This window comes from Novipirellula rosea (assembly GCF_039541335.1).
GTDB lineage: Bacteria > Planctomycetota > Planctomycetia > Pirellulales > Pirellulaceae > Novipirellula > Novipirellula rosea.
This window is the reverse complement of the sequence record NZ_BAABGA010000076.1, coordinates 36,016-56,358: the sequence shown is the minus strand read 5'-3', so window position 1 is coordinate 56,358 and position 20,343 is coordinate 36,016. Positions and strand designations below refer to the sequence as shown.

At 54.9% G+C, this 20,343-nt stretch carries 17 protein-coding genes; 13 read left to right on the top strand and 4 right to left on the bottom strand.

What is annotated here, in order from left to right:
• Positions 1-175: 175 nt before the first annotated feature.
• Positions 176-1,222, bottom strand: a complete 1,047-nt coding sequence (locus ABD971_RS26705) for a DUF368 domain-containing protein (RefSeq protein WP_345326899.1) — start codon at positions 1,220-1,222, stop codon at positions 176-178.
• 151 nt (positions 1,223-1,373) lie between these two features.
• Here ABD971_RS26705 and ABD971_RS26700 point away from each other — a divergent pair, with 151 nt between their 5' ends.
• Positions 1,374-2,186: an undecaprenyl-diphosphate phosphatase gene (locus tag ABD971_RS26700; protein ID WP_345326898.1), complete on the top strand. Its 813-nt coding sequence runs from the start codon at positions 1,374-1,376 to the stop codon at positions 2,184-2,186.
• Positions 2,187-2,278: 92 nt separating this feature from the next.
• The gene (gene lexA, locus ABD971_RS26695) at positions 2,279-2,941 is read left to right on the top strand and encodes a transcriptional repressor LexA (RefSeq protein ID WP_339946671.1); all 663 of its coding nucleotides are present in this window, start codon (positions 2,279-2,281) and stop codon (positions 2,939-2,941) included.
• A gap of 53 nt (positions 2,942-2,994) precedes the next feature.
• Here the strand turns inward: lexA and ABD971_RS26690 are convergent, their stop codons facing one another.
• Both ABD971_RS26690 and ABD971_RS26685 read right to left on the bottom strand, forming a co-directional pair.
• Positions 2,995-4,344 carry a sigma-54-dependent transcriptional regulator gene (locus ABD971_RS26690; RefSeq protein ID WP_339946670.1) on the bottom strand — a complete coding sequence of 450 codons (1,350 nt, stop codon included), beginning with the start codon at positions 4,342-4,344 and terminating at the stop codon, positions 2,995-2,997.
• 10 nt (positions 4,345-4,354) lie between these two features.
• The gene (locus ABD971_RS26685; protein ID WP_339946669.1) at positions 4,355-6,028 is read right to left on the bottom strand and encodes a sensor histidine kinase; all 1,674 of its coding nucleotides are present in this window, start codon (positions 6,026-6,028) and stop codon (positions 4,355-4,357) included.
• A 421-nt stretch (positions 6,029-6,449) separates the two neighbouring features.
• Between ABD971_RS26685 and ABD971_RS26680 the strand changes: the two genes are divergently transcribed.
• Complete coding sequence (locus tag ABD971_RS26680; protein ID WP_345326897.1) at positions 6,450-7,550, top strand: DUF1207 domain-containing protein; 1,101 nt, start codon at positions 6,450-6,452, stop codon at positions 7,548-7,550.
• 378 nt (positions 7,551-7,928) lie between these two features.
• On the opposite strand, the gene ABD971_RS26675 is transcribed toward ABD971_RS26680, so the two are convergent.
• Positions 7,929-8,498 (bottom strand): hypothetical protein, encoded by a 570-nt coding sequence (locus ABD971_RS26675; RefSeq protein WP_345326896.1) that lies wholly within the window; start codon positions 8,496-8,498, stop codon positions 7,929-7,931.
• Positions 8,499-8,808: 310 nt separating this feature from the next.
• Here ABD971_RS26675 and ABD971_RS26670 point away from each other — a divergent pair, with 310 nt between their 5' ends.
• The 10 genes from ABD971_RS26670 (at position 8,809) to ABD971_RS26625 (ending at position 20,312) form a co-directional block, all read left to right on the top strand.
• Positions 8,809-10,377, top strand: a complete 1,569-nt coding sequence (locus tag ABD971_RS26670) for a sulfatase family protein (protein ID WP_345326895.1) — start codon at positions 8,809-8,811, stop codon at positions 10,375-10,377.
• Between the two features lie 271 nt (positions 10,378-10,648).
• The gene (locus tag ABD971_RS26665; RefSeq protein WP_339946665.1) at positions 10,649-10,849 is read left to right on the top strand and encodes a hypothetical protein; all 201 of its coding nucleotides are present in this window, start codon (positions 10,649-10,651) and stop codon (positions 10,847-10,849) included.
• A gap of 437 nt (positions 10,850-11,286) precedes the next feature.
• The gene (tsaE, locus tag ABD971_RS26660; RefSeq protein WP_345326894.1) at positions 11,287-11,778 is read left to right on the top strand and encodes a tRNA (adenosine(37)-N6)-threonylcarbamoyltransferase complex ATPase subunit type 1 TsaE; all 492 of its coding nucleotides are present in this window, start codon (positions 11,287-11,289) and stop codon (positions 11,776-11,778) included.
• Positions 11,748-12,881: a phosphotransferase gene (locus ABD971_RS26655; protein WP_345326893.1), complete on the top strand. Its 1,134-nt coding sequence runs from the start codon at positions 11,748-11,750 to the stop codon at positions 12,879-12,881. Before tsaE ends, ABD971_RS26655 begins: the two co-directional genes overlap by 31 nt.
• A 57-nt stretch (positions 12,882-12,938) precedes the next feature.
• Positions 12,939-15,557: a protein-disulfide reductase DsbD family protein gene (locus tag ABD971_RS26650; RefSeq protein ID WP_345326892.1), complete on the top strand. Its 2,619-nt coding sequence runs from the start codon at positions 12,939-12,941 to the stop codon at positions 15,555-15,557.
• Between the two features lies 1 nt (position 15,558).
• Complete coding sequence (locus ABD971_RS26645; protein ID WP_345326891.1) at positions 15,559-16,935, top strand: tRNA modification GTPase; 1,377 nt, start codon at positions 15,559-15,561, stop codon at positions 16,933-16,935.
• 23 nt (positions 16,936-16,958) lie between these two features.
• Positions 16,959-17,552, top strand: coding sequence for a methylated-DNA--[protein]-cysteine S-methyltransferase (locus tag ABD971_RS26640; protein WP_345326890.1), 594 nt, complete (start codon positions 16,959-16,961; stop codon positions 17,550-17,552).
• A 236-nt stretch (positions 17,553-17,788) separates the two neighbouring features.
• The gene (gene deoC, locus ABD971_RS26635; protein ID WP_345326889.1) at positions 17,789-18,517 is read left to right on the top strand and encodes a deoxyribose-phosphate aldolase; all 729 of its coding nucleotides are present in this window, start codon (positions 17,789-17,791) and stop codon (positions 18,515-18,517) included.
• A gap of 543 nt (positions 18,518-19,060) precedes the next feature.
• The gene (locus tag ABD971_RS26630) at positions 19,061-19,492 is read left to right on the top strand and encodes a Minf_1886 family protein (protein ID WP_339946658.1); all 432 of its coding nucleotides are present in this window, start codon (positions 19,061-19,063) and stop codon (positions 19,490-19,492) included.
• The gene (locus ABD971_RS26625) at positions 19,425-20,312 is read left to right on the top strand and encodes a class I SAM-dependent methyltransferase (protein ID WP_339946657.1); all 888 of its coding nucleotides are present in this window, start codon (positions 19,425-19,427) and stop codon (positions 20,310-20,312) included. The genes ABD971_RS26630 and ABD971_RS26625 overlap by 68 nt, the downstream gene beginning before the upstream one ends.
• Positions 20,313-20,343: the final 31 nt, after the last annotated feature.

Sequence of the window (20,343 nt, the reverse complement as noted above, 5' to 3'; positions counted from 1 at the left end):
AAAAGGAATCCTTCCCCTCGTCCAACTCAAAGTCAACCCCCAAAATTAAGCTATGTCCCCAAGCGGATGATGTCCCCACGCGAGGACGTTTGATGCTGTGTCCCTGAGCAAAGGGGAGGACAGGTTGTGGGGGATGTTGTGATCGCTCAGTCTGACCGTGCTTGCCCAGTCCCTCTTACGATGGTTCGTCAACCTCGATCTTGTTGGCAAGGCTTTCGATCACGATCACAAGCACCGCCGCCCCAATGGCCAAGCCGATCAGTAGCGAGATGCTGCCAGGCCACTGACTCGCCGAGACAAATTCCATCTGACGAAACTTTGTTTCTAAGTTGGCTGTCTCCGGCGTCGCTTGCTGTAGCGGCCATAGCTTGCCAACGCTGCCGATCATCAATCCAATCAATCCCGCCATCGTGGTGCTGCGATGATGCTCTAACATCCATCGCAACAATCGCGAAAACGCCAACAGTCCAAATCCACAACCGCTGGCGAATACGACGATCTGAACGAGTGACTCGAGTGTCACGTTTCCTCGCACGGCGTCCTTTATCAAACCGGTCACGGGGTGATAAACCCCGAATAACAACAGTACAAATGCACCACTGATCCCGGGCAGAATCATGGCACAAATCGCTACCGATGCGCTCAAAAACAAAAAAGGCAGACTCATGTTGCCTTCGCCCATCGGCATCATCGTGATCGCGACCGCTGCTAGGATGCCCGCTCCACACGCGACCGCTTGAGGCACGCTCCATTTTTTGACGTAGCTCTTTACGATCCAAATACTGGCGACAATCAAGCCAAAGAAGACCGCAAACGTCTCGGGTTGCTTGTGGTCTAGCAACCAGTGCATCACGCCTGCTAGCGAGACGATCCCAGTGGCGATGCCAACGCCCAGTGCCGCCAAAAAGCGAATGTCCACATAGCGTCCGGCTTCGCGAAACTTCGACTGCACAAGCAGTGAAACAAAATGAGAGTCAATCCGCGAGATGCAGGTCACCAGTCGCTGGTAATGCCCCAGTATCAATGCGACTGTCCCTCCGCTGACGCCGGGCACCGTATCCGCCGCTCCCATGCAAAACCCGCGAACCACATTCACAATGTCGCCCAAAACGGTCGGACTTGGCGCGAGCTTCGTCGCTGCTTCGGCGGGACAGGACGCTGGCTCGTCCGTGGCAGCACGACTCGCAACCGAGTCTTCGGCGTGATGCTCGGCTTGATGCATCGAAACTTTCCTTTGATTTGAATTGAGTCGCGGTGGATACAGCGACAACTATAATCCGATTTTCTAACACTGGACGTTGCCCTTTCACAACTCAGGGGCGCCCTTTAAAACCCGCAGCCTCGCCCGAACTTCGCCAAGGACCAACCTAGCCGTGTTACAGATTCTTTTCCTCGCTGTCGTTCAAGGGATTGCCGAGTTTCTGCCCATTAGTTCTTCGGGGCATTTGGTGGTGCTGGGAGCATTGACGGGCAAATTGAGCGAATCGCCAACGCTGGAGATTATTCTTCACGCCGGCACACTCGGTTCCATCCTGGTGATCTATTGGCGACGCATCCTCGATCTTTTGTTCAGCGATCGCCGTGTGATCGGAATGATGGTGGTCGGCACCATCCCGGCAGTCATTGTGGGTTTGACGATCAAGAAAAACTTTGAATGGTTGATGCGTTCGCCACTTTTAGCAGGTTGCATGCTGGTCGTAACCGGCATTTTTCTGATTTTGCTCGGTCGGTTGCGGCCTCGTGACGGCGAGTACCAAAAGATGAGTCTGATCAGCGCGTTCGGCGTGGGGTGCTTCCAGGCGTTCGCGATTCTGCCAGGGATCAGTCGCAGCGGATCAACAATCCTGGGCGCGAGGTTGCTGGGGATGAAAAACGAGGATTCCGTCACATTCTCGTTTCTGTTGGCAATCCCCGCGATTTGTGGGGCAGTCGTGCTGGAACTGAAGGATTTCATCGAAGCGGGACAGCCGAATTCAGCGATGCCAATCGAACCAAATGAGCTGGTTTTCTCGCCCACCGTGCTGGCGGTCGGAGCCGTCGTTTCCTTTTTGGTCGGGATCGTGGCGCTGAAATGGCTGATTGGTTGGAGCCGTCTGGATCGACTTCATTGGTTCGCCTGGTGGTGCATCCCCGCCGGAATTGCAACAATGGCCTGCGTTCTAGGGGGTGCCGTATCCCCTTGGTGAACTTGTTGTCATCATTTTGCACACCGCACAGACGGGGGCAGGTCGCCCACGCCAGATTATTGTGGACACGCGTTTAGTGCGTGGTACAATCGATGGCATTCGCTTGTTATGCTAGCGACATCATGACCCCCAAAGCGTTAGAAAAGGCCCCCTCGATGTCGGCTCAACTCACAGACCGCCAGCAGAACGTATACAACATGATTCGCTCGCTGATCGTTAAGCGAGGCTACGGGCCTACCGTCCGGGAAATCGGTGAACATTTCGGCATCAAAAGTCCCAACGGAGTGATGTGCCATCTCCGTGCCCTTGAGCGAAAGGGCTTGATCATCCGTAGTCCGAACAAGTCGCGGGCGATCGAATTGACGCAGGCGGCCGACCGCAATCCGAACAGTTTGTCGATGGGCGGGGTTGTTGCCGGATCCCCCACTGCGTTGCCGTTTGAGCAAAACGAACGAGTCGACTTTAGTGAGATGCTATTTGGCGAAAACCGTTTTGTGCTGCAGGTCAGCGGCGACTCGATGATTGATGCCAAGATTGCCGATGGCGACTACGTGATCGTGCAGCGACAAGATCACGCCTTTCCTGGGCAAATGGTTGTCGCGCAAACCCCCGATGGTGATTCCACCTTGGCGTACTGGCATCCTGAGGCGGATCGTATTCGTTTGCAACCAGCAAACGCTGCGATTCCACCTCGGTTCGTCAAAACCGCGACCGTGGTCGGAGTTGCGGTCGGGCTCGTTCGCACAGGAATCTAATTGACCGATCTGATGCGAACCGAGATTTCAGCTTGCTGGAAATGGCAACATGACTAGCTAGCCAACTTTTTCTCTTCGGCTGAATTGATCTTGTTGTAAAGCGTTTTCAGGCTGACTCCCAGCTCTTCGGCAACTGCGGGTTTATTGCCATCGTGTCGAGCCAGCGAACGCTCGATCGCGATCATCTCCATGTCACGCAAGGTCATCGGTTCAGAGTCTCGCAGTTCTTTTCGCAATTGTCGCCGACCAAAATGACGCGGCAGGTGCTCGGTTCCGATCGGCAGTGAATCACAAAGGATCGCAGCGTGCTCGACCACATTCGCGAGTTCGCGGACGTTACCTGGCCATTGATGCGACTTAAGTTCCGCGATCGCTTCGGGAGTAAAGAGATGTTCGTTTCCGCCATCGGTACGGTGTCGACACAGCAGATGTGAAGCCAAGGGAACGATGTCTTCGGTTCGTTCTCGCAATGCGGGGACATGGATTTCGAAGGTGTTGATACGGAACATCAAATCCTCGCGGAACGTTCCCTCTTCGACCATCTTTTCCAGGTCACGGTGAGTCGCGCAGACGACTCGGACGTTGACGTTGACGGTTTGATTGTCTCCGAGTCGGCGAATGTCACCGGTTTCGAGTACTCGCAGCAGTTTGGCTTGCATCGCCAGCGGTAACTCGCCAATTTCGTCTAGGAAGATCGTGCCACCGTCGGCGACTTCGAACAATCCGGTACGTGCGGCGTCCGCCCCGGTGAACGCGCCTTTGCAATGGCCAAATAGTTCGCTTTCAATCAGGTTTTCAGGCAACGCTCCGCAGTTGATCGCCACCATCGGCTGTTCGGCACGCAAGCTCGAATCGTGGATCGCGCGAGCGACTAGTTCCTTGCCACAGCCCGTTTCGCCTCGAATTAGCACACTGCTCTCCGTCGGGGCGACCTTTGCGATCAAATTCCGCACCGCTTCCATCGCGGCACCGCTGCCGACCATTTTGCAGTCGCCTTCGGCTCGTTTTAAGCGATGTTGAAGCGCTGCGAGCTGACGTTTGGTTTGGCGACGCTCGGCGACCCGCCCTAGCAAACCGGCAATGTCGGCCAAGCGGCAAGGTTTGGTCAGATAGTCGAATGCCTGGTGACGCAGCGCCGCGATCGCGGTTTCTTGACTCGGCTTTCCGGTCATCACCACCGCTTCGATTTCAGGACGCAGTTCGCGGGCTTTGCCGATCACATCGATGCCGTTCATGCCCGGCATATCAAGATCGACAAGCAGGCAATCAAACGGTTCTTTTTCCAGTGCGGCGACCGCCGTCAAACCGTCGGGGCACACTGTCACGGTGTAGCCCATGCGTGGCAATTCGCTACGCATTAATTCCTGTAGATTTTTTTCGTCGTCGGCAAACAGGATATGCATTGCATTTCGTTTAGGCTGCTTTGACTGACTCATGATTCCATCCAATCGTATCGCGACTTTTTGTGGGATTGTCTTCGTGTTCGGCGTGGGCAGGCAAGGACACTTCCATTCGTGATCCTCGCCCCTCGCCATCGCTGTGTGCGGTCAAGGATCCGCCGTGTTGGGACACGATGCGGTAGGTGATGCTCAATCCGAGTCCCGTTCCGGTGCCATCACGTCGACGTGTGAAAAAAGGTTCAAATAAGTGCTTCAGCACATCGGGGCTCATTCCACAACCGTCGTCTTGCACTATCACGGTAGTCGTAGTGCCGTCGCTGTGGACGTGAATGTCAACCGCGCCATCGGTGTCCACGCTCTCCAGTGCATTGGTGACCAAGTTCAGCACCACTTGACGAATCTCTTGTGGATTGACATGAGCATAAGCGGACTCGGCGATATGCGTGCGCAACGTTTTGCAGCGATACTTTCCGACCTTGCTGACCATCGACACCACTTCTTCGACAAGCTCTTTTAGATTCGTGGCGGCGCGTCGTACTTCGCTTAAGCGGCTGAAATCGAGCAGTCGTTCGGTGATCCCTTTGCAGCGGAATGCTTCGTCTTCGATCCGTCGCAAATTCGTTCGCATGACGGCGATAAAGTCATCGTCAAATTTGTTTTCGGCGCCGGTCAAACAAACCGCTTCCTCGAGGCGTGATTCGAGTGATTCCGCACTCCATGCAATCGTTGCCAACGGATTGTTGATTTCGTGAGCCACGCCCGCTGCCAAAAAGCCGACACTGGCAAGTTGCTCGTTCTGGATCACTTCGCGAGTCCGTTCGCGAACCTGCCGGTCCAGGTCCGTGCAGAGCGAATTGACTTTCTTGTACGCTTTCTGAAACCGGTCTGTCATTTCGTTCATCGCCGCGGCTAACTCGCTCAGCTCGTCGCCAGTCCCCAAGTCGATGCGGTGACTCAGTTGGCCACCGGCGACCAGTCGTGATCCGACAATCAGCGTGCGAAAGGGTTTGACGACCAGCGAGTGAAAACCCCAAACTAACAATGCCACCAGGCTCATCGACACGATCGTGCACAAGCAAGCAACCGCAAACCAAGTTCGGTATTGACCGCGGACGTCGTGGCTGAATGCGGCCATACCACCATGGATTAGCGACAGGTGGTCATGAGTTTGTTCCACCAGAGAATCAAGTCGCTCGGACAATTCGCTCTTCAACGAATAATCGATCGTGACGGGGCGACGATGAAATCGATCGAGATCATCGACTGATTTTCGTATTTCCCCGAGACTCCGCCGTTGCCGCACTGCATCAATGAGCAGGTTGGATTCGGCATCAATCGAGTTCAGTACGTCCTCGTAAAGCTGAAGACGCAGATCAAGTTCCAGTAAGACTTGTTTGTAGCGAGACCGCTCAATTTCAACGAGTGGATTTTCCAGCAATGCGGCATCAATCATGCCTCCGTTGTGCTGCAAGTCCTTGACCCGGCTATTGCGATCCCGCAGCGTTTCCGCCAAACGATTGATGTCATTGGCATAAGGGATCTCCGTCGCCCGTTGGCTAATGGCATTGGCGAGTTGCTGGTAGCGATTGAGCCCCCAGAAACCGCTAAAGGCAAGGATCAACATGATCGTTGAAAGTAGCCCGAGAGCGGCAAACAGTTTTGTACGAATGGATCGTCGACGAAGCACGAAAATTCCCCTCCCTGGCCGAAAACGCGTGAAACATCCTTTTCAGCGGCGCGAAACTTCAGCCTATCGATCTGCCTCGAATCGGACAAGATGAACCCACCGAGAAACTTGCGGTACGGCAGCCCGAGTCCAAACCAACCCGAGTCCAAACCAACCCAATCCCGCGTCATGACAGCAATCCATGCCAAGATTTGCGGCAACGAAATGCAAGCATTGGTGTGCTCCCGTATGCTAGCTTCGGTATTCAGCAATGCTGCAAATTTTCAGTGTAAAAGGCAAAGGGGGTCTCTTGGAAATGTCGAAATAAGTCGAGTAGACTGTCTCGGGTGCCTGGTGATGATTGCATTACTAGTTCATGCCGCGCTGTCTTAAACGCTATCATGGTGAGGCGTTTCATCTACCTCCGAGCTGCCGGTGGCACTTGATTCGTTCTTTTAGCCTCGTCCGTTTTCAGCGTTTGCGTTCGGCAAAACGGGCGTTCGTTTTCGCGTTGCTATTGTTGGGCACGGCGACGGAATCGACGCGCGGCAGCGATCTTTCGCTGTCGCCTCTGAGTCTGGCCAGCTATGCAGAAGAGCCGTCTGCGATCGAGTTGCCTTGGAGTGAGCCGCGTGGCGATGATAGCCTTTCGCTTTCGGATCCCAGTGGATTGCTCGAGCAGGATGATTTGCCTGCGGACTTATTGCCCTCTTCGCTGGCACCATCGCAAGTTCATTCATCGCATCATCCGAGTCGATCGCAACTGAGTCGATCGCAACCGCGGCACGATTGGACTATTTTGCCTGAGGGGCTGCTCTACAAATCGTATCTCGCCGGGCCGCACGAGCCGCGGATCTCGACGGTCATCTTCAGCGATACCGAAAACGGAGTGTTGTGGGATGCAACGCTCGGAGGACGCGTCGGGCTGTTGCGCTACGGAACGCCTGGCGCTGTGGCTCCCCAAGGTTGGCAATGGGATCTCGAAGGCGCCGTGATGGTGCGACTGGATGTCAAAAATTCAGAAGACGTCGAATCGATGGACTTTCGTTTTGGAACGTTGATCACGCGTGCGGATGGGCCATGGTCGGCAAAATTCGGCTACTTCCACATCTCTTCGCATGTCGGCGACGAATACATGGAGCGTTTTCCGTTGTTCGAACGAGTCAACTATGTGACCGAATCGTTGATCATCGGCGCCAGTTACCAGGCATCGGAGCCGCTTCGTGTGTACGGCGAACTCGCTTATGCCGTAAAGACCTCCGGTGGCGCCAAGCCGATCCAGATACAAATGGGCGCCGAGCATATTCCTGTGCCACTGCAGCCCCAACGTGGTGGTCCCTTCAGCGCGATCAATCTTGATATTCGTGAAGCGGTTGACTTTTCGCCCACGATGACGCTGCAAACCGGATGGCAGTGGCAGGGGATGACGTCACAGCGTCGCATTCGTTTTGGACTGCAATACTTGAACGGCTACACCACTCAGTTCGAGTTCTTTGACAAGCGAGAAGAGCAGATCGGCATAGGCAGCTGGTTTGATTATTAAGCTATTTTGAAGCTGGCGAGCGAGCTGGCGATCGACGCAAGCGTGTTGGCAGCCAAATCGCAATGCAGCCAAATCGTTAGAGCTGCGGCAGCCGGCGATCGCTTGAATCAAAATGTCAATCGTCGTGATGAGCCGCGAGCCGTTAGGCACCGGGTGATGCGGCAGAGCCATCTGTTAACGCGCGAGGGCTTTGCGCAAAGTGCCATCTAATTTTGCACTGTACGGGTGGCGTGCGATCGCGAGACCACACGCACAGTGATGCGGCGTAATTATTTTGCACCCACATACAAAAAAAGCGGCGAACCCGTTGGGGTCGCCGCTTCCGTTATTTCGTTTCGTCGCGTGAAGCGTCACGCAAACCGATTCGCGGAAATTGAGCTATCGTTTCGCGGGGGTGGGGACGCCGCGGGCCACTTGTGGTTTCGAGCGGAAGATCTTGCGAGTCCGTTCGGGTTGGTAGGCAGGCTCTTCGGATTCAACGATGGTTTCGCCGGGGTAGTGCGATTCGCCTGAGATGTATTCGCCGCCTGAGTGGAATTCGCCCGGGTGGAATTCGCCCGGGTATGATTGCGAAGCACAGGATTCGCAGCCGCAGCCGACCTCGCAGCCTGAGTCGCAACCGCTGTCACAGCCCGCTTCGACGCCACAGCGGTAACCCCACAGGCTTTCGACGCCTGAGAAGACCGAGCGGCATTTGCCGCAGGATTGGCCGTTGTGATTGCCGCACTTGTCGCATGGATCGCATGCGTCGGCGGGATGGTTGATCCAGGGATCAACATACAACTCGCCACAGCCTTCGCATTCACCGCACCCTTGTGTGCCGCAGCCACCGCCGCCTAGCATGAAGGGGCCATTTGCCACGCCGCCACACGATGGACCGCAACATCCGGTGAACCAGAGTAGGGCGATAGAGAGAGTCAGGATTGAGAGATGCTGTGTCGGTTTCATTGGATTTAGACCTTCGTCGTCTTGCCGAGTGGATAATTGTCAAATCGGCCATCTCAATCGTTTCAATCCAATAAATCCCTACAATCGGCAAAAGTTACCAGCCGCGGTATGCTAGCGAACCAGCTGATTGGGAGCCAAATTCCCACAGCGGCGCGCGGGCGAGTTATCATTGATCGTTCGCTGGAGCAGCGTTCTGGTCGGCAGTTGGCTCAGACCAGCCGTTTTCCTTGTGGCCCGCGGCTCCGTTCGGTTTCCACACCCACACCCTCCCCTCCCCAACCCTTTGCTAATCTGCTTTGGAGACGACTTCATGAATTGGCGTTTGCTTGCTGGAACTCTTTTCGTTTGTTTTGCCTGTGCTAACGCCGGTGCTCAATCGGCTACTGAATCAACCTCCGGTGAACTGCCCGCGGTTGCCAAGATCGAAGACGCTAAACCTCGAAACGTCGTGTTCATTCTGACGGACGACCATCGCTACGACGCGATGGGGTTCATGGGGCATCCGTTTCTCGAAACGCCGCATCTCGATTCACTCGCGTCGAACGGGGTGCATCTGAAGAATGCGTTTGTTACGACGTCGCTTTGTTCGCCCAGTCGAGCTTCGATTTTGACGGGACTGTACACACACAAGCACCGCGTGATTGACAACAATCGTGCTGTGCCTGAAGGAACGATCTTTTTTCCTCAGTACCTTCAAAATGCAGGCTATCGCACCGGCTTCATTGGCAAGTGGCATATGGGCGGCGAGCACGATGACCCGCGGCCTGGATTTGACCACTGGATCAGCTTTCGTGGACAAGGCAACTACTTGCCTCCGGGGCCCAAGTACACGCTGAATGTCAACGGCAAACGGGTCAAGCAAAAAGGTTACATCACCGACGAATTGACCGATTACGCGATCGATTGGCTCGATTCGCAAAAAGACTCGGACGAGCCGTTCTGCTTGTATCTGTCACACAAAGCGGTGCATTCGAATTTCACGCCCGCCGAGCGACACGCTGACCGCTATGCCGATGCGGACCTTAGCTTTCTGCCGCGTGGCAAAGAGATCTCGGCTGAAAACAACGCACCTCGCTGGGTTCGCGATCAACGCAACAGTTGGCACGGCATCGATTTCTCGTATCACAGCAACAATGGACTCGATTACTTGTACCGCCGCTATTGCGAATCGCTATTGGCGGTAGACGACAGTGTCGGTCGGGTGCTCGATCAGCTTAAAAAGATGGGAGTCCACGATTCGACGTTGGTGATCTACATGGGTGACAACGGGTTCATGTGGGGCGAACATGGCTTGATCGACAAGCGTGTGTCCTACGAAGCGTCGATTCGAGTGCCGATGATGATGCAGTGTCCTGAGCTTTACGAGGGCGGGACGGTGGTCGAATCGGTAATCGGCAACATCGATATCGGGCCGACGATTCTGAACGCTGCCGGTTTGAAAACCCCCGATTACATGGACGGCAAGAGCTTTTTAGAGCTCCCCAATAATCCCGATCTCGATTGGCGAGATTATTTTCTTTATGTCTACTACTGGGAAAAGAACTTCCCCCAGTCACCCACCCAATTCGCTCTCCGCGGCGATCGGTTCAAGTACATCACGTATTACGGTCTGTGGGACGTCGATGAATTGTATGACTTGGCGAGCGATCCTGGTGAAACAAAGAATTTGATCGCCAACCCCGAATACAAATCGGTTGCCAAGCAGATGGAGAACCGCTTGTACGAAATGCTCGGCGACGCCGGCGGGATGGATATCCCGATGAATCAGCCACGCGGCGGTTCGCAAAACAAACGCTGGGAGAAACGCGGAGGAGACGAAGCTGCCGATTTCCCAGCCGCGATCGTCGTCGAGGAACCGCTGAACAAAGAGGCTCACTAAGCGGAAACCGGCTAAGGGGGCGTCCAAGGTTTGTCGAGCGTTCGGCGATCCTTGGATGTCGGACCAGCGGTCTATTTTACCCAGCCGGCACCAGCGGGCTGGGGGGACTTGAACTGGTTGGTGACCGCAGCGATTTTGATATCGGATTTTGAGCAATTTTCCGAACGAAACTTTTGGAGGCAGTCGGTCATCGCGATCGACAACGCGGATTGCCACTTCAAAAGTGATCCTGCGCCCACCCTTTCGTTCGATCCCCCGTCGGAGTATTCCCGTGAGCCGGTTGCCCCAAACGCCCGAAGAATTGGTGCTTCAGTTCGAGCTTGCCGAAATGCTCGAGTTGCTAGAGGATCTCGGCTTCGAGTCGACTCCTCAATCTGCAGCCCAGTTCAAACAAACGCTAAAAACGCTGGGGTGTCTCGAAACGACCCTGGCCCACTTTGCCGCGCCGACCTCATTGCGTCACGCCGCCTAGGCTCTGTGTCAAAGCCGTAGCAGAAGCCGTCAAGCCAATCGGCAGCAGGGCATAAACCCTTGGAAAACCGAAATTCTTGACGGCTTGTTGATTTAGTCCAAATGCGAATTGCAATGGTGAGCCGTGGGCCGTAAGGCACCGGGTACCGCGTGGGACCCGGCCGCTGACGCGTCACGGCTCAATAAATCAACAAGCCGTTGACGAATTCCGCTACCAAGTTTCCGCCGCTGATGCGTTCTCAGACAAAGCCTAGTGGAAACGCGTGGTTTTTATAGCCGAGCGGCACAAGTTGTCTGGTAAATTTTGAACGTTTCTTTCGATCCCACCACGCGAAAACCGGCGGGCTCGCGGCGAGCCGATAATGCATTTAAAATGCTTTGCTTCCCTAGGAATCGGAGCGTTGGACATTGGACCTCGAAAATACGAATCAGCTCGCGTTGAGTTTGCGACACCTCGACCTCGAACATGTCGACGCGCTCGCTCGGCGAATGGTCGACGCCCTCGCTCCGGGGATCGTATTTGGATTGGTCGGGACGTTGGGGGCAGGCAAGACGCGGATCGTCCAGTCGATGGCTGCGGCGACGGGCGTCGATCCTGCGGATGTGACGAGCCCCACGTTCACGCTGTTGCAAACGCATCACGACTCGATCACGCTGCATCATTTGGATGCCTACCGCGTCACCGACGACGACGAATTTTTGGAGTTGGGCGTCGAGGAACTTTTTGACGATCCCCAGGCCTGGACCCTGGTTGAGTGGGCCGATCGCGTTCGCTCGGTGATGCCACGCGAAACCGTGTGGATCAAAATTGATATCCAGCAGGATGCCAATCTCCGTCAAATCACAATGTTCACCGAGGACGACGCGCTGTATGAATCGCTGCGTATGATCCACCAACGGTGTCTCGACGATGGCTGGGACGCCGCATGATCGACGCCGCCCGTTCGGTACTCGAAAATTGGCTCCAGCGATCCGGCATCCAAGCGATCGACCCGATCGAGTCGGGATTGAGCGGCGCGGCCGTATTTCGAATTACCACCACTGACGGCGAGATGTGGGCACTGAAACGCTATCCCATCCACACCTCGCTCTCGCGTGTGGACGAGATCCATCACGTGATGGTCACGGCAAAACACAATGGCTGTGATCTTGTGCCTCAGTTGAAGCGATGTTCGTCCAACAACGCAGCGGTGGCCGATTGCAGCGGCATCGATGACGGACAACATGTTTGGGAATTGGCGCAGTGGGTTGCCGGAGAACCTTGGGCTGAGCCCATCGGGGGTGGCGATCTGTTTACGAGAGATCCATCGGCGGATGCGGAAACCGAGCGACAACGTCACGAAGTGATGTCGCGCGGTGCATCTGCGATTGCGATTTTCCACCGCTCGGTTCGCTCGCTGGGGACTCACCAGCAACCGCCACCGTGCGTCTCGGCTCGTCAAAAACGGCTAAAGGAATTGATCCCGCAGATGAATGCGATCATGGCGAGTGATCGAGCGCGGATCGAACATCCGCGTTTGCGGTTTTCGCTACAGATGGCGATCGAGCGATTTCGAGCCGACTGGAACCACGTCGCAGACTCGTTTCTTGCCACGCTCGCGGCGTTATCACGTCAGTCTGTGCAAACGCAAATCGTGTTGCGTGACGTGCACGCGGAGCACATTTTTTTTGCGGATTCGCATGGCGGGGACTCGGTGACGACTCGCGTCGTGACGGGAATGATTGACTTTGACGCGGTTCGTATCGACGCACCCGCAACCGATCTGGCTCGCTGGATTTCTAGCTTTTTGCCGATGTGTACTGATGTTCACAGTGCATGGCATTCGGTATTGGCGGGTTATCGGCTAGAATCGTCATTGAATGAACAGCAAGAAGTGCTTGCAAAACACGTAGCTCAAGTATCGGCCTGGATTAACCTCGCAAACTGGGCATCTTGGTTATTGCTTGAGAACCAGAATTTTTCCTACGATGACGAGCACATTGCCCAGCGGATTGATCATTGGATTCGTGTGATTGATAAACTCGGAAGATGATCGGTTGGCTAAGCGAATTGGATTCACGGCAGAGAGCTTATTTAAAGCGTACTGAAAATGATAAATAAAAATGGCGGCAGTCTTCTAGGACTCGGATGTTTGTTGCTGACGTTGTTAGTCGGCGTCCCGCAAACCGCAACCGCGCAGACGGGATTCGACAATGACGGCAGTGTCTTTTCCGATTTCTCGCTCGGCGGTTTTGGGCAAGATTCTGGTGATCCGGCGAAGTGGGAGGCAAAGTACTTTGTCGACGCTTCGGGAACACGCGGTCGATTGGATGTCATTGTCAACGTGGACCGGGGATGGCATATCTATTCGGTGACCCAGCCTTCGGGCGGACCGATGAAGACAAACTTGTCGATCGAGTCACCCGAGTCAGTGAAATTGGCGGGCAAGTTTGCTCCCGACGAAGCGCCGCACAAGAGTGTGTCAGAGATATTCAAGGGGATTACGATCGAAGAGCACGGTGGACGTGTGGTTTGGTCGGCACCGCTTGAGATACCCGCCGATTTTCGTGACCCTATTTCCATCGCGGTCGAGGCGCAAGTTTGTAAGCCCGACGGCGCTTGTATCCCGATCTCGGAAACTTTGACAGCCGCGTTCGCAGGCAACGTCACCGTTTCTGCCGCGATGACGCAAGCTGGGAATGCATCGGTTGAACCGGAGGAGAGTGTTGCCACAAAACCGTTTCGCGACGATGGTTACGAAGTCCAGTGGACTGCCGAGTTAACGCCCGCCACGGTGGCACCGGGCGAGCGTGCGACGTTAAAGCTGACAGCGATCCCTGATGCTGGATTCCACGTTTATCAATTGACCGTCGATGATGGTGACTTTTCGACCAACATGGTTGTGTCCGAGAAATCGGGACTTCGCGTTGGCGCACCCAAAGCGAGCAGTATCGCGGTCCCAGTGGATGCCAAATTGTTGCCAGGCGTGATGTTCCACAAAGGCACCGTCACATGGTCGGTGCCTGTTGAGGTTCCGAAAGACACTGAGCTTGGCACCCACAAAATCTCGGGCATGATCGCGTACCAAGCCTGTACCGATAAAAGTTGCCAACAACCAATGGCGCTGTCGTTTTCAACCACGCTGGAAGTGGGCAAGACAAACGCTTCTGCCACCTCGGCAGCGGTGCAGTTCACCAGCGCCAAACGCGCCGATGTCCTCGACGCGGCGGCGGAAACCGATTGGGTCGACAAACTGCAAGCCAAGCCTGCACCGGCTCCGCAAAACACGGGCAGCGATACGAACACGCTACCCACGGATGACAATGATGTGGCTGCGGCAGCGACCCAAGCCCCACGTAAAGATTCACTCGATGGCAAGGCGGCGGATTCCGCCGCTCATCCGGCAACCCCAGTTCAACCGATCGTAATCAACGATGGCGGCGACACCGAAGGACGCCCGTTTGCGGTCGTTCTGATGTTTGCGTTTTTGGGCGGGGTGATCCTGAACTTTATGCCGTGTGTGTTGCCCGTTGTGGGGCTGAAAGTGATGAGCTTTGTCCAGCAAGCGGGGGCGGATCGTAAGCGAGCGTTCCTGCTGAACTTCTTTTACGCAGCCGGTATCCTTTCGGTGTTCGCGTTGTTAACGGCGTTGGCGGTTGTCTTTTCGCTTTCCTGGGGCGAGCAGTTTACCTACTTGCCCGTGCGGCTTGGTTTGACGTTGTTGATGTTTGCGATGGCACTGAGCTACCTTGGCGTGTGGGAGATCCCGGCTCCGGGAATGGCGGGTGGCAAGGTGTCGCAAGACTTGCAAAAACGCGAAGGTTATCCCGGCGCGTTTGCCAAAGGTGCGTTTGCCACGGTGTTGTCGACGCCCTGTAGTGGCCCGTTTTTGGGAGCCATTTTTGGATTGACGATCGCCTTAACGGCCGCTGAAACGACCGCCTTGATGATGACGATCGGATTGGGAATGGCGATTCCTTATATCATGATCGGCATTTGGCCCAAGCTGGTCGCGTGGTTGCCCAAGCCAGGCAATTGGATGGAAACGCTAAAGGAATTTTTGGCGTTCCTGTTCTTGGCGACCGTGGCGTTCTTTTTCAACCAGTTCAGTGACGACCACAAAGTTCCTGTCTTTGTCACGCTGTTGGGCGTGTGGTTCGGTTGCTGGATCATCGGCAAAGTCCCGAACTGGGCCGACATCGAAAAACGGTTGGTTGCTTGGGTCAGCGGCGTGGGGATTGCCACCGCAATCGGTTTCATGGCGTTCCAGTACTTAGGTGCCGAGCCAGCGCCTCAAGATGGAGTCAAGACAATCGCTTGGGAAGAATACAGCGAAGATCGTTTGCAAGAACTGCAAGCCGAAGGACGCACGGTGATGATCGACTTTACAGCCAAGTGGTGCGTGAACTGTATCGTCAATTACAACGTGGCACTGAACACCGAGGAAACTCGCAAAGTGATCGAGGAACTCGATGCGGTGCCGATGTTAGCTGATTGGACCGATCATAACCCCGAGATCAAATCGAAGCTGGCTGAATTGCAGAGTCGTTCGATTCCCGTTCTGGCTATCTACCCCGGATCCAACCCGAACCAACCGATTGTCCTACGCGATCTCGTCAGCCAATCCGCGGTGATTGACGCGTTACGGCAAGCCGGGGCGAGCGTTGACGATCCGGCGATCGCACGATCGAAAAAGTCGCCTTCCAAGTCGACTGCGTTTGTTCATTAACATGCTCGATTCCAACGAAACCATCGTGGCGATTGCGTCACCGACAACGCCTGCGATGCGAGGCATTGTTCGCATGTCAGGGCAATCGGTCGTCTCGATCCTGGAATCGGTGGGCGTCTCGACATCACACGCGAAACGCCCCCAGATCATTGACAGCCGGATCGATCTCGGGACACCGCTCGGTCCGATGGACGTGACGGTTTCGCTGTGGCCGACATCCCAAAGTTACACCGGGCAACCGTCGGCGGAACTGCACACGATCGGCTCGGCGCCGGTGTTGCAATCGATCGTAAGTGTATTGAGCTCTGCGGGAGCTCGCGCGGCGCGGCCTGGTGAATTTACGATGCGGGCGTTTTTGGCGGGACGGTTGGATTTGCCGCAAGCCGAAGCGGTGCTGGGGGTCATCGAGGCAGAGCAACGTGGATCGCTTGAGCATGCGCTAAAACAATTGGCGGGTAATTTGTCCCGACCGCTCGAACAGATGCGTAGCGAGATGCTCGACCTGCTTGCGGATGTCGAAGCGGGGCTCGATTTTGTTGACGAAGACATTGAATTCATCAGTGACGAGTCATTGGTCGATCGGCTGAGTGTGATTCATGCGGCAGTCGAAAAGACGCGGCAATCAATGGAATCCCGTGGAGGCAACCGTTCGCGAGCGATCGTCGCGTTCCGTGGTAACCCCAACGCGGGTAAAAGCCACTTGATCAATGCATTGGTAGGGCACGAAGTGGCGATCGTTGCGGATGTCGCAGGCACCACACGCGACATCGTATCGGTGGAAACCGTTCTCGATGGGCATGCGATCCAGTGGGTTGATACCGCCGGAATCGAAAGTCGTGCTCAGGAAGATCCGCTGTTTGAAATCACGGTCGCTTCGCAGGCTCAGGCGCTTCGTGCATCACAGAATGCCGACGTGCGAATTTGGTGCGTCGATGCGTCCAAGGATGATTTGGATGCACAGCGACGCTATTTTGAAACGCATGATGGTTCGTCCAAACGGTCGTCGATTGATATTTGGGTCGCCACAAAATCTGATCTGATCGAAACGAGGGTGGCGGAATCCGATTGGATTTACACCAGCGTGATTACGGGCGATGGTGTGGACCAGTTGCGTGATCACATTTCGCAATTTGTCGCGTCGCGTGACCAGGAAGAGGTCGGTTCGATTATGGGCACCGCCGCACGCTGCTCGGGATCGCTCGCCCATGCTGCCGCCAGCATCGAAACGGCGATTCGTCTGGTGCAACATGGCGATGGTCATGAATTTGTCGCTTCGGAACTTCGCGTCGCTGTCGAGTCGCTTGGTGAGGTCACCGGGACGGTCTACACTGACGATATCCTGGATCGTGTCTTTGGTCGCTTCTGTATCGGAAAATAGACATGCAATCGCGGAATCAAAATATGGCTGCCCCGCGCCAAGATCGCTCGCGCCAAGATCGCTCGCGCCAAGATAGCTCGCGGGGGAAACCGATTCCAGCCGCAGTGCATGTGGCTCGGCATGATTCTCCGCTGGGCGTGATCTGGTCCGTATGGACAACGCGTGGGTTGTGGCGTTTGCAGTGGGGAAACGAACGTCCTGAATGTGCCGGGCAGATCGCTGCGAAAGCGGTTCGGAATTGGACGCAATCGCTCGACGAACGATTGAGTTCTTTTTTCGAGTTTGGTTGCACCACGTTTGAGACGATCCAGGTCGACGAATCGAATTGGACCCCCTTTATGAAGTCGGTCTATCGTCATTGCCGTGATATCCAACCCGGCACCACCCTCACCTACAAACAACTTGCCGAGCGAGCGGGAAGCCCGCGTGCGAGCCGGGCGGTAGGCAGCAGCATGGCTCGCAATCGGATTCCCATCGTGATCCCGTGTCACCGCGTCGTTGCATCGTCGGGGCACCTTTGCGGATTTAGTGCTCCTGGTGGTCTAGAAACCAAACAATATTTGTTGGACTTGGAAAGCGACCAAGCGGTTCAGCTCACCGCAGCATTTGCATCGTAGTTGGCTCGGCGATAAGCTTGCTCGCTTGCAATGTCCCTCCCTTGGCTGTGTTTCATTGCCAAGATGATTCACAGGAACCACCACCGAATTGCTGATTGCCAGCGTCCGCGGTGACGATGTTCACCTCAGTGGCGTGATGGAGACGCCGGTGGCTTGAATCGATTACGATTACGACAAAAGCAAACTCGACAAAAACGCATTCGCAAAAATTCGTACTCGCAAGAAAACTAAAACTCATGAGCCGCGATTTTATTTATTCCGACATTGCGAAAATGATCGATCACGCGTTGTTGGCACCTACGCTTTCGACTGCGGATCTCGATCATGGAATCAGGTTAGCCTTGGCTTATGATGTGGCAAGCGTTTGCATCATGCCGTGTGCGGTGCCGCAGTGTGCAGAATTGCTTTCTGGCAGCACGGTCAAGACATCGACGGTGATTGGATTTCCGCTTGGGGTGAATACCACTGCGGTCAAGCAAGCCGAGGCCGAGCGGGCAATCGCCGATGGCTGCCAAGAACTGGATATGGTTGTCAATATTTCCAAAGTGATCAGTGGCGATTGGACGTACGTTCGCGATGACATCGCTGCGGTAATCGATGTCGCCCATGACGCCGGACAAAAAGTAAAAGTGATCTTCGAGAATTGCTACTTGAATGACGATAATAAGATTCGCCTCTGTCAGATTTGTGGCGAATTGAATGCGGACTGGGTCAAGACATCGACCGGTTTTGGAACCAGTGGTGCAACGGTCGAAGACCTGCAGTTGATGCGATCCCAGGCTCCCGACCACGTTCAGGTCAAGGCTGCCGGAGGTATACGTGATCTTGAAACGGTGTTAAAAGTGCGGGCGATGGGCGTCACACGCGTCGGCGCCAGCCGGACAAAAGAAATGCTCGATGAGTGCCGATCCCAGCTTGGCATGCCTCCCATCGACGTAACCGCAGGCCCCACAAGCACTTACTGATTCCGGTAAAAAAAGGTGAGTACATCTTCTGGATTCCGTCGTTAGAAGTTTGCGGTTCGTTAACGTTTGGGAACTCATTAGGGGTAAAAGTACTGGGAATTTAGGGTGAAAGTGCTGAAATTTGCGCCAGATTCTTCCGATAATATGAGCCCCCCACATTGCGGAACAACGATTTTTGTAGTTTACTAGCGGTGTAGCGTAGCTTTACCCAGCGAACAGTTATCAGGCCCCTGCAATGAGGGGCCTGGATCAAGCTAGCTGGCGGGTGACCATTTCCGTCGTTTGCCCCACGACGCATTGTGTTGCCCGCCAGCTTTTTTTGTTTGTGGATTGACGGAAAACGGCAGCTTTTCCGCACCTGCTATCCCAGCGGCCTGTTTCTCTCGCCGCCCGACCGTGATCGATATTCACGCTCTTTTGTCGAAGGGCAATCGCAGTCGAATTGTTTTTTTTCGAGTAAGCGGTCAAAATAGAAGCACACGGCAGGAAAGCAGCCATTAACATCGTCCGTCAATTTATTCGACGTGTTCCCAGAGTTCCCTCATGACGACTCCTCTTCAAGCGATCCGCGATTTACTTAACGAAGACAAACGTTATCGCATCGAAGCTTATCAATTCATTCGCGAGTCGCTGCATTACGCTCACGAGAACAACGAGGCGACCAGCGCGGCGATGGCGGATGTCGATCCCTCGCCGGGAATTTCCTCCGAAAATCCGAATCACGTGACCGGGCAACAACTTTGCGAGTCGTGTCGACGTTACGCGATTGATCAATATGGCTACCTCGCCAAAATGGTTTTAGCGAATTGGGGCATCCGCTCGACAAGCGACCTCGGTGAATTGGTGTACAATCTGATTCGCATCGAACAGATGCGTAAAAGTGAAACCGATCGCCGCGAGGATTTTGATGACGTCTTTGATTTTGACGACGCGTTCGAGCCTCAGTTTGAACTTGTCGCACGCGACGAAGACTGAGTCGAAACGAACGCAGTCGATTTTTTGCGCCGGATTTCTTGTTGTCTGGCTGATTGCGATTTCGGCGATCAACGCAGCGGCTCAAGATACCGCGACTGCCGAACCCTCCACGCCAGCAGAATCCGCGGAGCAGGCGTCTTCCCCCCCCGATGAAAAGCCGCGTCGTACTTATCTGGGCCGCATTGTGGCGCAGCCGATGGGGCATCAAGGCGCACCGTGGCTGATTCGTGACAACCGCGATGACGAAGAAAACGCGTCGGAGTCGTTTGTCCAATTGCAATTGACCGAGGGCATGGTCGTTTGTGACCTGGGATGCGGCAACGGTTACTGGACGCTGCCGATGGCCAAGAAAGTGGGCGAAAGTGGTCGGGTGCTGGCAGTCGACATCCAGCGTGAAATGCTACAGAAACTTCGCGTACGTGGTGCCAAAGCCAAACTGCGAAACATCGAACCGATTCTGGGAAAAGTCGACGATCCTAATCTGCCGCTCGGCGAAGTCGATCTGATTTTGATGGTCGATGTCTACCACGAATTTTCGCATCCCGAATCGATGCTGTGGCACATGCACCGCGCATTAAAACCCAACGGCGTCATTGCGCTGTTGGAGTACCGTGAGGAGGATCCTTCGGTGCCGATTAAGCCACTGCATAAGATGTCAAAAAATCAGATCATGAAGGAGTATGAAAAGAACCACTTCAAGCTGGTGAAAGAGTATAACATGCTGCCTTGGCAACATTTAATGTTCTTCGCCCGTGACGACAGTCCGCTTGAATCGGTGGATCCCATTCCTACCGCACAAGTTCTCGAAGCACTTCCCTAGACCGACGTCGCCTACCAACCTGCCTTAATTC